We start from the raw sequence: 13,395 nt of genomic DNA, 5'->3' as shown, positions 1-13,395 counted from the left end.
ATGCGCCTCGCTTTGCTGACCTGCGTGGTCCTGATCGCCTTTGCCTCGAACTCCATCCTGAACCGGATGGCGGTCGGCAATGGCGAGATTGACGCCATCGCCTTCGCCGTGATCCGGGCGATTGCGGGGGCGGTCATGCTGGCTGCGCTGGTGCTGGCGAGACGCCGCGCCTTGCCGGTGTTTCACCGCGCGCGGATCGTCGGGGCGGGAAGCCTGACAATCTACCTGATCGGATTTTCCATTGCGTATATTCAGATCGACGCCGGCCTCGGCGCGCTTTTGCTGTTCGGCGGCGTACAGGTCACAATGTTTGCAGGGGCACTCTTTGGCGGTGAGCGCCCGCCCCTGCGGCGCTGGATCGGAGCGGCGATGGCGCTGGCGGGGCTTGCATGGCTCAGCTGGCCGTCGGGTGAGGCGGCGGTTCCGGGCGTTGCCGTGGTCGCCATGCTGCTGGCCGCCATGGGATGGGGCATCTACAGCCTTGCGGGGCGTGCCGCGCAAGATCCGATGGCGGAAACCGGAGCAAATTTCATCTGGTCTGTGCCGCCCTTGATCCTTTTGACCCTGCTGCGCCCGGCGCAGATCGACGGCGTAGACAGCACGGCCACGGGCATCGCCCTGGCGATTGTAGCAGGGGCGTTCACGTCCGGCCTTGGCTATGCGCTTTGGTATGCGGTGTTGCCGAAATTGGGCGGAACCGTCTCGGCGCTGCTGCAATTGACGGTGCCGATCATCGCGATGGCAGCTGGATTTGTCCTGTTGGGGGAAGGGGTGACGTGGCGCATGATCGGCGCGGCTCTGGTGACCCTTGGCGGCGTCGCCTACGGCCTTGGCGCGTTTCAACGCAGAACCGGCTCCAGCGGATCATAGTAGATCGTCTCACTCCAAGCGATTTCGGGAAGGCTGTCGGGCTTGTACCGCAACCCATCCATCTGCGCGCGCGACACCAGACGGCGCTCGGTCACAATGCCTTCGGGATCGGACCAGGGTTGCAGCGGTTGCCCGGAGATGAGGGAAACGCGAAAATAGACATCAACCTGGTGATAATCGCGAGCGGGGTCATGGAATTCGTTCACCAGACACGGTGCGCCCACCGAAATCCCCAGTCCCGTTTCTTCATGAAACTCGCGCTTTAGATTGTCTTCCAGCGAACTGTGTGGCTCCACGCCACCGCCCGGCGCACAGAGCAGGTCGGACGTGCCTCCCGGCCAGGCATTGACCAGCAGCAGATGATTTTCGAACAGCAGAAGACCACGGACAGCAAGGCGAACAGGGCGGGACATGGCCGCACAGTTACGTTACGACGCGGTGAGGGCAAGACCCCTCGGAATTTCTCTGCAACTCTTTATGTTTGACTCATGCGCACACCTCTCCTTGCTTCGTTCCTCGCACTTGCTCCGATCCCGGCCCTGGCCGATTGCGTCGTGTTGTTGCATGGGCTGGGTCGCAGCGAGACGTCCCTGTTCCTGCTTGAGGAAAGCCTGAGCGCCGAGGGTTTCACGGTGGTCAATCGCGGCTACCCCTCGACGCGGGCCGCGATTGCCGAATTGGCCGAAGCGACCATTCCTCCGGCGGTCGCGCAATGCGGGTTGCAACAGACCCATTTCGTGACCCATTCGATGGGTGGTATTCTGGTCCGCTATTGGCTGGGGGAGCATCGTATGACCCGGCTTGGCCGCGTGGTGATGCTGGCCCCGCCCAATGGAGGTTCGGAACTTGTGGATGTTTTGGGGCCGCTGGAGCCGTTCGAATGGCTTAACGGACCCGCCGGACAACAGCTTGGAACCGCAGATGGCGATCTGGTCAACCGTCTGGGCGAGGTAAATTTCGAGCTTGGGGTTATTGCCGGGAACCGCAGCCTCAATCCGATTTATTCGGCGCTGATTCCTGGTCCCGACGACGGTAAGGTCGCGGTCGACAATACCCAGGTCACAGGTATGGCCGATCACATTGTGTTGCCGGTTACCCATACGTTCATGATGAACAGCCCGCTGGTTCTGGCCCAGGTGGAGGCGTTTCTGGAGACCGGAGTGTTTGACCACGATCTCGGTGTGATCGAGGCAATTGGTGATCTGATCGAGTGAGTGGGCGCTCTCTCCATTCCTCCCATTTCCGCGAAAAAAGTGGCTGATGGCTTGGATTTTCTGGCAAGTTGAAAGAGCGCCTTCAGGCCGACCCGGTCACCCGGTTGATATGGCCCATCTTGCGCCCCTGACGTGTTTCGGCCTTGCCGTAGAGGTGGATTTGCACGCCAGTCTCCCCTGCAAGGCTTGCGGCACGCGTCACGTCCGCACCGATCAGGTTTTCCATCACCACGTTTGCATGACGGCTGCCATCGCCAAGGGGCCAGCCGGTCACCGCACGGATATGCTGCTCGAACTGATCCACCGCGCAGCCCGCTTGCGTCCAGTGTCCGGAATTATGCACGCGCGGCGCAATTTCATTCACCACCAGGCCCGAAGGAGTCACGAATAGCTCGACCCCGAGCACGCCGACATAATCGAGTGCATTGAGGATTTGCGACGCGATCAGGACCGCATCGGTCCTGAGGGAGGCGGCGATCTGGGCGGGAAGGGTGGTGGTGGAAAGAATGCCGTCTTCATGGACATTCTCGCCGGGGTCATAGGCGGCGATTGCGCCGTCCTGTCCGCGTGCGGCGATGACACTGATCTCTTTGGAAAACTCAACGAATCCCTCCGCGATGGCCGGAGCACCTTCAAGGCTGGCCACGGCGCTCTCCGCGCCATCGGCTGCCGTGATCCGGGCCTGCCCCTTGCCATCATAGCCAAAGCGGCGGGTTTTCAAGATCGCGGGAACGCCGGTCATCTTGAGGTCGGCCTGAACGTCCGAGGTCAGCGCGGCAAAGGGTGCCGTTGCGAGCCCCAGATCGCGCAGAAAGCTTTTTTCGATCAACCGATCCTGGCTCACTTCCAGCGCGCGACGGTCGGGGTAGAGCGGCGTCGTCTCCGAAAGCACGTCCAACGCCTCGGCGGGGATGTTCTCGAATTCGAAGGTGATCACATCGCAGGCTTCGGCAAAAGTCCGAAGGGCGTCCAGATCGTCGTAGCCCGCTTGCGTCCAGGTATGCGCCACATCGGCGGCGGGTGCGGCGCCCGGCTCGAAGATATGTGTCTTGTAGCCAAGCCGCGCCGCGGCCATGGCAAGCATCCGGCCCAATTGGCCGCCGCCAAGGATGCCGATGGTGCTGCCCGGTGCCAGCGGCTCACTCATCGCGCGGCTCCTCGGGGATCGAGGCGCTAAGGTCCGCTCGCCATTGCTCCAACCGCTCAGCAAGCGCGGCATCGTCATTGGCGAGGATCGCCGCCGCCATCAGGCCGGCGTTTGCCGCCCCCGCCGCGCCAATCGCCATGGTCGCCACCGGATAGCCGCGCGGCATCTGCACGATGGAATAAAGGCTGTCGACGCCGGAAAGCGCCTTTGTCTGGACCGGCACACCGATCACCGGCACCCGGGTCTTGGAGGCCACCATGCCAGGCAGATGGGCCGCGCCGCCCGCACCCGCAATGATGGCTTTCAAGCCACGGCCCGCTGCCGATGCGCCGAAGTCCCAAAGCCTGTCGGGGGTGCGATGTGCCGAGACAATTCTAGCCTCGAACGGCACGCCGAGCGCATCCAGTATCCCGGCGGCTTCGCGCATGGTGGGCCAATCGGATTGCGAGCCCATGATGATGGCGACCTGAACCATGGCCTACCCCCGGAAGAAAACCTGAGCCATGGGGTATAGCGCAAAGCGGCGGGGGTGCAATTGGGCAATGACCGGGGCGCGGTACCTACGCCGGTCGCGTTCAGGCGATGATGTCCGGTGTCAGCTCGTCTTCGATCCGGGCGATCTGGTCCTTCAGGCGCAGCTTCTGGGACTTCAGCCGTTTCAGCGTCAGTTGATCGACCGTCACGCGCTCTCCCAGCGCTTCGATGGCTTCATCGAGGTCACGATGTTCGTGTCGCAAAGCCTCCAGCTTCACGCGCAACACATCCTCGCGGCTCATCTCGGACGGGGCATTCATCGCGGTATCCCTCTCTTGCTCCCTAGAGATAGGCCGAATGGGGCGCCACTCCAAGCCTTGATGGCCTTGTTTCGTGCCGGATCAATACCCATCTTTCCCCTAACGGCGTTGCCGAATGCGGGACGTCCACTTTTGCAGATCGCTTGACCAAGGATGTGCGCGACATGACGAAACTGACCCTTGCCTCTCACCCCTATCTTTTGGGGTTCGATCAGCTGGAACGCTTGGTGGAACGCACCGCGAAGTCCGGCAACGAAGGCTATCCCCCCTACAACATCGAACAGCGCGGCGAAAATGCATATCGCATCACTCTGGCCGTGGCCGGGTTCGCCGAGGAAGACCTCGCGATCACCGTCGAGGACCGCCAATTGGTGATCCGCGGTAAGCAGGCGCCCGCCGACGAAGACCGTATCTTCCTGCATCGTGGCATCGCCACGCGACAGTTTCAGCGCAGCTTCGTTCTTGCCGACGGGGTCGAAGTCGCGGGCGCAGCCATGGAACACGGGCTTTTGCACGTCGATTTGAACCGGGCCGTGCCCGATAGCGTTGTTCAAACCATCAAGATCGAAACCGGAGGTGCATCGTGATGACCGAAGATCAGATCGAGCAGGCCGAACGGCCTATCGTTTACATCCGCAAAGTGGCCGTGGCCGACCTCCCCGATGAGGTGCAGGTCCGCGCACAGGGCATCGAAACGCTCTATGCCATCGGGGCCGAAAACGGGGATCAGATCGCCCTCGTCAAGGACCGCGACCTTGCCTTTATCGTCGCCCGCCAGAACGATATGCGCCCGGTGAGCGTGCATTGATCAGAGCCGCTCGATTGTCTGCCCGGCATGTGCCTTGCGTCACGAGCCACTGCCCGCCCTGATCTCCGAGATCCGGGCGGCCAAAGTCTCTTCCCAGTCGCCGCGTAACGCGTTCACACGTGCTACATATGCCTCGTTCTCATGGGGCGCGACGCCGGGCTGGTGGACCTCGGCGATCATCAACATCGCCTCGCGGTCATGATGATTGAAGGCCGTGATCATCTGGTCCGCAGTATCACGGCTTTCGCCCAAAGCTTCGAATGCCGACCGTCCCATGCGCAGCGAACTGTCATAGGTTTCGCGGATGATGTCGCGGCAGCCTTTGAACCACAGGTCATAGACATGGTCGCGGTCGCGCGCGCGGCCGATCACATGAAGGTTCGGATAAGTCGCGGTCGCGTATTCCACGATCTGGTTAATCCCTTCCCGGTCGTCGATGGCCACGATCAGGATCTGCGCCTCCGCCAGCCCCGCCGCGTTCAACAGATCAGGCCGCCGGGCGTCGCCGAAATAGGTCTTGATCCCGAACCGCTCCATGATCTGCAAGCGACGCGAGTTGTAGTCGATCACCGTGGTTTCGTGCCCCGCCGCGCGCAGGATGCGGTCGACCATGCCGCCGACCCGGCCGGCGCCTGCAATGATGATCTTGCCGTCGCCGGGCATCTCGTCGGCGTCGCGTTCTTCGCTCGCGACAAACCGTGGGGCGATGACCCGGTCGTAGAGGATGAACAACCCCGGCGTCAGCAGCATCGAAAGCGCCACGACCAGCAACAGGATGTCCGAGATCGCCGTCGGGATCACCCCGTTGGCCACGGTGAAAGACAATAGGACGAAGCCGAATTCCCCAGCCTGCGCGAGGCCAAGGGCCATCAGGTATTTGTCCGCGCCCCGGATACGGAACACGAAGGCCAGCACCATCAGCACCAGCGCTTTCAACGCGATCAACCCCAGCGTCATCGCCAAGACCGCGCCGATGTTTTCGGCCAGAAGCGTGAAGTTGATCGACGCGCCCACCGTCATGAAGAACAGTCCAAGCAGAAGGCCCCGGAACGGGTCGATGTCCGACTCCAGTTCATGCCGGTAGGGCGAATTCGCCAAAACCACACCGGCAAGAAAGGTGCCAAGCGCCGGCGATAGTCCCACAAGGCTCATCAACAGCGCGATGCCGATTACCAGCATCAGGGCGGTGGCGGTAAACAATTCGCGCAGGTTCGCTGCCGAGATGAAGCGAAAGATCGGCCCAGTCAGGACCGACCCGATCCCAAGCACCGCGGCAATCGCGGCAAGGTTCACCAGCGCCGTCTGCCACCCGTTCAACCCGTCCACGAGGCTCATCGCCGGTCCATGACCATCGCCCTGGCCGTCACCGTGCGCGTCGGTGTGATCCGCCCCGTGGCTCGCAGCCTCGACGCCCAGATCCATCAATTCGGGCATCGCCAGCAGCGGCAGAAACGCCAGCATCGGGATCACCGCGATGTCCTGCATCAGCAGGACCGAAAAGCTCCCCTGCCCCCCGTCTGACCGCATCAGACCCTTTTCATTGAGCGTTTGCAGTACGATAGCCGTCGAGGACAACGCCAGGACCATGCCCGCCGCCAGCCCGATCTGCCACGGTTGCCCAATGGCCATCGCCACCCCCATCACCGCCAAAGTCGTGAGCACAACCTGCCCACCCCCAAGCCCAAGCAGCTGCCCCCGCATCTCCCACAATGCCTTGGGTTGAAGCTCCAAGCCGACCAGAAACAGCATCATAACCACACCGAATTCGGCGAAATGCTGGATCGAAATCACGTCGACCCCCAGCCCGGCCAGCAACGGCGCAATCGCGATCCCCGCGATCAGGTAACCGAGGACCGACCCAAGACCCAGTCGGCTGGCAATCGGCACGGCGATAACACCGGCAACCAGGAAAATCGTGGCGAGGAGGAGGAAATCGGTCATTGGAAGGTCCCTTGCCTATCGCCGATCACAAGACCTTGATCGCCCGCTTTGGTCAATGCTCCGGCCTTGCAGTGCGGCGCGGGCGGGTTACGCTTGGTGGTGTCTCGAAAGGAAATCGTCATGCCTCTGCATATGCCTCGCCGTTCCGTTCTCGCCGCCACTGGCGCGCTGCCGCTTCTGCCCGCGCTGTCCACTGCCGTCCGCGCCGAGGGCCATGCCTCAATTGCGCCTGCGCCCCGCGCGCGCAGCTTCACCATCGGGTCGTTCACCGTCACGACGTTGCTCGATGGATCTGGCGCTAACGATCAACCGCAGAGCATCTTCGGCATGAATATCTCGCCCGACGAATTCGCGCAGGTGTCTGAAGAAAACTTCATCCCTTCCGACCAATTTCAGGGCTATTTCACGCCGGTTCTGGTCGAAGCGGGCGACGACAAGATTCTCTTTGATACCGGATTGGGGCAGGGCGGTATTCAAAGCGCGCTGGCCGAGATTGGCCTGACGCCTGCCGAGATTACCCATGTCGTGATCACCCACATGCACCCCGACCATATCGGTGGCTTGGTGCAGGACGGTGCCGAAGTATTTGCCAATGCCGCCTATATTACCGGTCAGGTCGAATACGATTTCTGGACCGGACCCGGTGCCGACAACGGGCTTGGTCAGCGCATCGGCGCGGAGGTCGTGCCGCTGGCCGAACGGATGAGCTTCATCGGCGACGGCGACAGCCCGCGCTCGGGCATCACCGCAATGGCCGCCTTCGGGCACACCCCGGGCCACATGGCCTACATGATCGAAGACGGCGATGCGCAGATCCTGCTGACCGCAGATCTGGCGAACCATTATGTCTGGTCGCTGGCCTATCCCGATTGGGAGGTCCGCTTTGACGCCGACAAGGAAGCGGCTGCCGCCTCCCGCCGCGCGATCCTTGGCATGCTGGCCGCCGACCGCATCCCGATGTTGGGCTATCACATGCCGTTCCCGGCCGCCGGTTTCGTCGAGACCCGCGAAGACGGGTTCCGCTGGGTCCCGGTCAGCTATCAGCTCGGGTAGAGGGGCGGGTTTGCCGCCCCGCGGATCCTAGCCGCCGTCCCGCCATCGGTTCACCACCGGATAACGCCGGTCGAGCCAGAACGCCCGCTCGGTCAGTCGGGCACCCGGCGCGGATTGGAAGCGTTTGTATTCGCTGAGATAAATCATCCGTTCCACCTTGCGCACCCACTCCAGATCATAGCCCTCGGCCACCACCTCCGCGACCGAGCGTTCCTGATCGATCAGCATCTCCAGCATCACGTCCAGATCGCTGTAGGGCGGCAGTGAATCCTCGTCCTTCTGATCCTCGCGCAGCTCTGCAGTCGGCGGTTTGTCGATCACGCGCGGCGGGATCACCGCGCCCTCGGGGCCCTTCATCCAATCGCGGTGCACCCGGTTGCGCCAGCGGCAGGTTTCGAACACGCGCGTCTTATAAAGGTCTTTGATCGGGTTATAGCCGCCCGCCATGTCGCCGTAGATCGTGGCATAGCCCACTGCGACTTCGGATTTATTGCCTGTGGTCAATAACATAGACCCGAACTTGTTGCTGAGCGCCATCAACATCACACCGCGCAGGCGAGACTGGATATTCTCTTCCGTGACGTCCGCATCCAGCCCCTCAAACAACGGCGCAAGCGTTTCGGTCACCGCTTCGCGGGCGGGCGTGATCGGGATCGTGTCGAGCCGGCATCCCAACCGCTCCGCCACATCGCGCGCATCGTCGAGCGAAACCTGCGACGTGTGGCGCGACGGCAGCATCACGCAATGCACGTTCTCCGGCCCGATCGCATCGGCGGCAATTGTCGCCACAATCGCGCTGTCAATGCCCCCCGAAAGCCCCAGAACCACCTGTTTGAAGCCGGTCTTGCGCAAGTAATCCCCCAACGCCATCACCATCACCCGGTAATCGGCCTCATAGGCGTCTGGCAGAACCGCCTTCTCCCCTTCCACCGCGCGCCACCCCTCGTCCCCGCGCTGGAAATCGACGTAGTAAAGGTCTTCCTCGAATTGCGGGGCCTGCATCGCCAGCGCGCCGCCGGGGTTCAAAACGAAGGATCCGCCATCGAACACCTGATCGTCTTGGCCGCCGAGCAGGTTGACATAGGCCGCAGGCAGGCCGGTCTCGACCACGCGGCTGACGATCACCTGATGGCGCACCGGCATCTTGCCCCGGTGATAGGGCGAGCCATTGGGGATCACCAAAATCTCTGCGCCGCTTTCCTCAAGCGTTTCGCAGACATCCTCGAACCACGCATCTTCGCAGATCGGCAGCCCCAACCGCACGCCCGCAACCGACACCGGCCCCTGCAAATCGCCGGGATGGTAATACCGCACCTCGTCGAAAACGGCGTAATTGGGCAATTCGTGCTTTAGAACCTTGGCCTTCACCACGCCGCCTTCGCACACATAATAGGCGTTGTAGGGCGACCCAGCCCCCCACATCGGCCCGCCACGCGCGTCGCCGTCGCCCCACCACGGCCCCCCGATCCCGAACGCGGGCCCGTCGGCGCACCGCGCGGCAAGATCGTTGATGACCTTCTCCACGTCCTGCGCAAAGGCGGGCTTCATCACCAGGTCAAGCAACTGATAGCCGGTGGCGAACATCTCGGGGAAGGCTATGAAATCCGCGCCATCCGCCTTGGCCTCTTGCCAGGCCGCGAAGGCCTTTTCCGCATTCCCCGCAAGGTCGCCAACGGTGGCATTCAACTGCGCCATGCACAAACGGAATGTATCGGCCATCGCACCCTCCAGAGCCCTTCAGCCCCTGACATAACAACTCTGTGCCCGAGGCCAAGCGCCAACCTGCCGATGCGAAAGGTTAAAGCCGTTGCCACGAGGGGCTGCCTCCCCTAGCTTTGCTGTCGAAAACGAACATCTCCGATCAAGGGAGGGTGCAGGAATGAAACAGGCAATCTTGGCAGCGGCACTGGTGGCCCTGACCGGCGCGGCGCAGGCTCAGGATACGGGCACGCAGGCCACCGGCGAGACCACCACCGATATTCAGCAATACGACAACGGTGGTATCTACGAGGGCGAGTTCCGCAACGGTGTGCAACACGGCACCGGCACCTACCGCCTGCCCAACGGCTACACCTATACCGGCACCTGGGTGGACGGCGAAATTCGCGGCGCGGGCACGGCAACCTTTCCCGATCAATCCGTCTACGTCGGCAATTTCGTCGCTGGACGTCCGCAGGGCGAGGGGATGATCACCTTCGCTGACGGCTCCACCTACGAAGGACAATGGGTCGAAGGCCGGATCGAAGGCAGCGGCACCGCGGTTTATTCCAACGGCGTGACCTATACTGGCCAATTCCGCAACGCGCTGCACCATGGCACCGGCACCATGACCGGCCCCAACGGGTATCGCTATGAAGGCGAATGGATCGACGGGCTGAAACAAGGCACCGGCGCGATCACCTATCCCGATGGCGCGACGTATTCGGGCGAGTTTGAGGGTGGCGTACGCTCGGGCATCGGACGGTTGGAAATGGCCGATGGCGTGATTTACGAGGGCGAGTGGGCCGAGGGCCAAATCAACGGCACCGGCACGCTGACGCAGCCTAACGGCGACGTTTATGTCGGCGCTCTCGTCAACGGCCAGCGGCAGGGGCAGGGGCGGGTCACCTACGAAAATGGCGACGTCTATGAGGGCGATTTCGCCAATGACCGCCGCCACGGTCAGGGCACCTTCACCGGCGTTGACGGCTACGTCTACGTGGGCACCTGGGCCGATGGCTCGATCCAGGGCGAGGGTCAAGTGACCTATCCCGACGGCTCGGTCTACGAGGGCACTTTCCGCAATGACCTTGCGCATGGCACCGGCACCATCACCTATCCGAACGGCTCAAGCTACACCGGCGAATGGGTCGACGGCGTGATCCAGGGCTCTGGCGTGGCGCGCTATGCCAATGGTTTGGTCTACGAGGGCAACTTCCTCAACGCCCGCCAGCACGGCCAAGGTACGATGTCCCACCCCGACGGCTACCGCTACCAGGGCCAGTGGGAAGAGGGTCTGCGCCACGGCGAAGGCGTCGCGACCTATGCCGATGGTACGGTTTATGAGGGCACATTCGAGGCCGGGCAGCGCGAAGGGCAGGGGCGCCTGACCATGCCCGACGGCTTCATCTATGAGGGCCAATGGGACGACGGGGAGATCAACGGCACCGGCACGGCAACCTATTCCAACGGCGATGTTTATACCGGCACCTTCGTCAACGGCCGCCGTCAGGGGGCGGGTACCATGACGTATGCGACCGGCGAAGTGCTTGAGACGGAGTGGGAAAACGGCTTGCCCAACGACGCCAATGCGCCAGCCGTTGCCGCCGATCCTGACACCGGCGAGGTCGGTCCGGGCGAAGGCACGGCTGATGCAGAAGCGCCGGCAGAGGCCGCCGAAACGGAAGAGGCGCCAGCCACCGAGTAACGCGCGCGCCGCGCGCCTCCCGGATCACGCGAACCCAAAGGGCCGCCTGCACCTCGCACGCGGCCCTCTATCATCGCCATCGCGCGTTCAGGCGTTTGCTTGCGCTTTCGCCTCTGGTGACTTGCCAAGGATGATCATGCTCAGCAGGTCGTCATCGGTCACGTCCTTGGTATTGACCGTCCCCACCAGTTTGCCGTTTTTCATGACACTCGCCCGATCGCAAAGGTTCAACACCTGATGCACATCATGGTCGATCAGGAAGATGCCAATGCCTTCCGATTTCAACTGCTGGATCAGCTCGGCCACCATTTGCGTCTCCTGCGGGCCAAGGGCTGCGGTCGGCTCGTCCATGATCAGGATACGCGCGTTGAAATAGACCGCCCGCGCAATCGCCACCGATTGCCTCTGCCCACCGGACAGGGCCGAGACCGGCGCGCTGAACTTTTGGAAGTTCGGGTTCAGACGCCCCATGATCTTGCGCGTCTCGGCCTCCATGGCATCGTCATCGACAAGCCCCAACGGGGTGGTTAACTCGCGTCCCAGAAACAGGTTTGCCGCCGCATCAAGGTTATCGGCCAGTGCCAGCGTCTGGTAGATCGTCTCGACATTGTAGGACCGCGCCTCACGCGGGTTGGTGATCGTGGCGCGCTCGCCGTCGATGTAGATCTCGCCCGCATCGGGTGCATAGGCCCCCGACAGCATCTTGATCAGCGTGGATTTCCCGGCCCCATTGTGGCCCAGTAGCCCCACGACTTCGCCGGGATGAAGGTCGACGCTGACATCATCGACGGCGCGCACGCCCCCGAACGAGATCGACATGTTGCGCATTTCGACGAGGGGTGTGGTCATCTCAGCGCGCTCCCAGGCGTTTGCGGTAAATCGTGTCGATCAACACCGCGAGCACAAGGACAACGCCCACAACGATGTTCTGATACGGTGTCGGCATGCCCACCATCGCCATGCCCGATTGCAGGCTCTGCATGATCAGCGCACCAAGGATCGCGCCATAGATCGTCCCCGCGCCACCCGCCAAAGCCGTGCCGCCGATCACCGCCGCGGCGATGACGCGCAATTCGTCGAGCGTGCCGATGTCATTGGTGTGGTTGGCCAACCGTGCCGAGGCAACGACCGCCGAGATGGCGCACAGAATCCCCATGATGGCGAAAATCTTGACCGTCAAAAGCCGCGTGTTGATCCCCGACAATTCTGCCGCGTCGGGGTTGCCACCGGTTGCAAAGATGTAGCGCCCCAATCGGGTGCGGCGGGCAATCAACGTCATCACGATGGCGACTGCGATCAGGATGAAGACCGATATCGGCAAACCATAGGCCTGTGTGAAGCCTTCGGGCATCACCTCGCCTTGTGCTTCGAACATGCGCTCCAAGCGGCGGGTCGGGATCTGGTAGGCATTCAGGATCGCGATGAACCCGAGGATCGCCGCCGCCGCCAGGCCTGACATCCAGCCCTCGGCCCAAACCGGCTTGACTTCGAAGCCATGTCGCAACTTGGCGCGCCGACCGGCCCACATCGCGGCCACGGCGGCCACGGCTAGGACGATCCCCACCGCCCAGGACAAGCTGGCGCCGAGCGTGCCGTTGGTGCCCCCGAAGATCAGGAACGTCCCATCCAGTGGCCCGATCGTCGCGCCATTGGTCAGGAACCACGCCACGTTGCGCCAGACCAGGAAACCGCCAAGCGTCACGATGAACGCCGGGATCCCCAGATAACCCACCAGCCAACCCTGAAAGGCCCCGATGAGCGCGCCGGTTACAATGCCTACGAGGATCGTGATGATCCAGGTCGCCGGATGGTTCAGGCCGAAGCCGAGCATCTCGGGCAGGATCACCGTTTGCGTCATTGCCATGACCGCCGAACAGGTCGCCAGAAGCGCACCCACCGACAGGTCGATGTGTCGATTGACGATCACGAAGACCATGCCGCAGGCCATGATCGCAACCGAGACCGTCTGGATCGTCAGGTTGAAGATGTTGCGCGGCGTCAGGAACCGACCATCCGTGATCAGATTGAACAGCAAGCATAAGACGATGAAGGCGGCCACCATGCCGAGAAGGCGTGTGTCCAACCCCAATTTCTTGATGAAGGACGTCTCCGCAGCGGGCGGGGACAGGTTGGTCGTATCGCTCATGGACGGCTCCGACGGT

At 62.5% G+C, this 13,395-nt stretch carries 14 protein-coding genes; 6 read left to right on the top strand and 8 right to left on the bottom strand.

The features are described from left to right. The gene (locus V8J83_RS08725; protein ID WP_339985492.1) at window positions 1–870 is read left to right on the top strand and encodes a DMT family transporter; all 870 of its coding nucleotides are present in this window, start codon (window positions 1–3) and stop codon (window positions 868–870) included. On the opposite strand, the gene V8J83_RS08720 is transcribed toward V8J83_RS08725, so the two are convergent. Next, window positions 840–1,283 carry an NUDIX domain-containing protein gene (locus V8J83_RS08720; RefSeq protein WP_339985490.1) on the bottom strand — a complete coding sequence of 148 codons (444 nt, stop codon included), beginning with the start codon at window positions 1,281–1,283 and terminating at the stop codon, window positions 840–842. The genes V8J83_RS08725 and V8J83_RS08720 overlap by 31 nt on opposite strands. Window positions 1,284–1,358: 75 nt before the next feature. On the opposite strand from V8J83_RS08720, the gene V8J83_RS08715 reads away from it, so the two are divergent. Beyond that, window positions 1,359–2,084: an esterase/lipase family protein gene (locus tag V8J83_RS08715; RefSeq protein WP_339985488.1), complete on the top strand. Its 726-nt coding sequence runs from the start codon at window positions 1,359–1,361 to the stop codon at window positions 2,082–2,084. An 82-nt stretch (window positions 2,085–2,166) separates the two neighbouring features. Here the strand turns inward: V8J83_RS08715 and V8J83_RS08710 are convergent, their stop codons facing one another. The 3 genes from V8J83_RS08710 to V8J83_RS08700 form a co-directional block, all read right to left on the bottom strand. Next, a complete protein-coding gene (locus tag V8J83_RS08710) occupies window positions 2,167–3,231 on the bottom strand; it encodes a 5-(carboxyamino)imidazole ribonucleotide synthase (protein WP_339985486.1) in 1,065 nt (354 codons plus the stop codon). Further along, complete coding sequence (purE, locus tag V8J83_RS08705; RefSeq protein ID WP_339985484.1) at window positions 3,224–3,706, bottom strand: 5-(carboxyamino)imidazole ribonucleotide mutase; 483 nt, start codon at window positions 3,704–3,706, stop codon at window positions 3,224–3,226. The genes V8J83_RS08710 and purE overlap by 8 nt, the downstream gene beginning before the upstream one ends. Before the next feature lie 100 nt (window positions 3,707–3,806). Beyond that, window positions 3,807–4,025, bottom strand: a complete 219-nt coding sequence (locus tag V8J83_RS08700; protein WP_339985482.1) for a YdcH family protein — start codon at window positions 4,023–4,025, stop codon at window positions 3,807–3,809. Window positions 4,026–4,189: 164 nt separating this feature from the next. On the opposite strand from V8J83_RS08700, the gene V8J83_RS08695 reads away from it, so the two are divergent. Both V8J83_RS08695 and V8J83_RS08690 read left to right on the top strand, forming a co-directional pair. Next, entirely contained in the window at window positions 4,190–4,612 is a 423-nt protein-coding gene (locus tag V8J83_RS08695; RefSeq protein WP_339985480.1) for an Hsp20 family protein, read from the top strand. Further along, window positions 4,612–4,833, top strand: coding sequence for a DUF1150 family protein (locus tag V8J83_RS08690; RefSeq protein ID WP_339985478.1), 222 nt, complete (start codon window positions 4,612–4,614; stop codon window positions 4,831–4,833). The genes V8J83_RS08695 and V8J83_RS08690 overlap by 1 nt, the downstream gene beginning before the upstream one ends. 39 nt (window positions 4,834–4,872) lie before the next feature. Here V8J83_RS08690 and V8J83_RS08685 read toward each other — a convergent pair whose 3' ends face one another. Further along, on the bottom strand, window positions 4,873–6,774 hold the full coding sequence (locus V8J83_RS08685; RefSeq protein ID WP_339985476.1) for a cation:proton antiporter domain-containing protein: 1,902 nt from the start codon (window positions 6,772–6,774) through the stop codon (window positions 4,873–4,875). Window positions 6,775–6,894: 120 nt separating this feature from the next. On the opposite strand from V8J83_RS08685, the gene V8J83_RS08680 reads away from it, so the two are divergent. Next, complete coding sequence (locus tag V8J83_RS08680; protein ID WP_339985474.1) at window positions 6,895–7,827, top strand: MBL fold metallo-hydrolase; 933 nt, start codon at window positions 6,895–6,897, stop codon at window positions 7,825–7,827. Window positions 7,828–7,854: 27 nt separating this feature from the next. On the opposite strand, the gene V8J83_RS08675 is transcribed toward V8J83_RS08680, so the two are convergent. Continuing rightward, window positions 7,855–9,546: an NAD+ synthase gene (locus tag V8J83_RS08675; RefSeq protein ID WP_339985472.1), complete on the bottom strand. Its 1,692-nt coding sequence runs from the start codon at window positions 9,544–9,546 to the stop codon at window positions 7,855–7,857. A 160-nt stretch (window positions 9,547–9,706) separates the two neighbouring features. On the opposite strand from V8J83_RS08675, the gene V8J83_RS08670 reads away from it, so the two are divergent. Beyond that, window positions 9,707–11,233, top strand: a complete 1,527-nt coding sequence (locus V8J83_RS08670) for a 2-isopropylmalate synthase (RefSeq protein WP_339985470.1) — start codon at window positions 9,707–9,709, stop codon at window positions 11,231–11,233. Window positions 11,234–11,320: 87 nt separating this feature from the next. Here the strand turns inward: V8J83_RS08670 and V8J83_RS08665 are convergent, their stop codons facing one another. Both V8J83_RS08665 and V8J83_RS08660 read right to left on the bottom strand, forming a co-directional pair. Next, the gene (locus tag V8J83_RS08665; RefSeq protein WP_339985468.1) at window positions 11,321–12,082 is read right to left on the bottom strand and encodes an ATP-binding cassette domain-containing protein; all 762 of its coding nucleotides are present in this window, start codon (window positions 12,080–12,082) and stop codon (window positions 11,321–11,323) included. A gap of 1 nt (window position 12,083) precedes the next feature. Then, window positions 12,084–13,379: a sugar ABC transporter permease gene (locus V8J83_RS08660; protein ID WP_339985466.1), complete on the bottom strand. Its 1,296-nt coding sequence runs from the start codon at window positions 13,377–13,379 to the stop codon at window positions 12,084–12,086. Between the last annotated feature and the right edge of the window lie 16 nt (window positions 13,380–13,395).

It is taken from the genome of Gymnodinialimonas ulvae (assembly GCF_037543845.1).
GTDB classification, from domain to species: domain Bacteria; phylum Pseudomonadota; class Alphaproteobacteria; order Rhodobacterales; family Rhodobacteraceae; genus Gymnodinialimonas; species Gymnodinialimonas ulvae.
Note: the sequence above shows the minus strand (reverse complement) of the source record. Positions and strands in the feature narration are given on the sequence as shown.

Coding starts and splice junctions, on each gene's coding strand:
- purE (WP_339985484.1), bottom strand. CDS start 3,706: ATGGTTCAGGTCGCCATCATCATGGGCTCGCAATCCGATTGGCCCACC.
- V8J83_RS08690 (WP_339985478.1), top strand. CDS start 4,612: ATGACCGAAGATCAGATCGAGCAGGCCGAACGGCCTATCGTTTACATC.
- V8J83_RS08685 (WP_339985476.1), bottom strand. CDS start 6,774: ATGACCGATTTCCTCCTCCTCGCCACGATTTTCCTGGTTGCCGGTGTT.
- V8J83_RS08695 (WP_339985480.1), top strand. CDS start 4,190: ATGACGAAACTGACCCTTGCCTCTCACCCCTATCTTTTGGGGTTCGAT.
- V8J83_RS08725 (WP_339985492.1), top strand. CDS start 1: ATGCGCCTCGCTTTGCTGACCTGCGTGGTCCTGATCGCCTTTGCCTCG.
- V8J83_RS08720 (WP_339985490.1), bottom strand. CDS start 1,283: ATGTCCCGCCCTGTTCGCCTTGCTGTCCGTGGTCTTCTGCTGTTCGAA.
- V8J83_RS08700 (WP_339985482.1), bottom strand. CDS start 4,025: ATGAATGCCCCGTCCGAGATGAGCCGCGAGGATGTGTTGCGCGTGAAG.
- V8J83_RS08665 (WP_339985468.1), bottom strand. CDS start 12,082: ATGACCACACCCCTCGTCGAAATGCGCAACATGTCGATCTCGTTCGGG.
- V8J83_RS08680 (WP_339985474.1), top strand. CDS start 6,895: ATGCCTCTGCATATGCCTCGCCGTTCCGTTCTCGCCGCCACTGGCGCG.
- V8J83_RS08670 (WP_339985470.1), top strand. CDS start 9,707: ATGAAACAGGCAATCTTGGCAGCGGCACTGGTGGCCCTGACCGGCGCG.
- V8J83_RS08675 (WP_339985472.1), bottom strand. CDS start 9,546: ATGGCCGATACATTCCGTTTGTGCATGGCGCAGTTGAATGCCACCGTT.
- V8J83_RS08660 (WP_339985466.1), bottom strand. CDS start 13,379: ATGAGCGATACGACCAACCTGTCCCCGCCCGCTGCGGAGACGTCCTTC.
- V8J83_RS08710 (WP_339985486.1), bottom strand. CDS start 3,231: ATGAGTGAGCCGCTGGCACCGGGCAGCACCATCGGCATCCTTGGCGGC.
- V8J83_RS08715 (WP_339985488.1), top strand. CDS start 1,359: ATGCGCACACCTCTCCTTGCTTCGTTCCTCGCACTTGCTCCGATCCCG.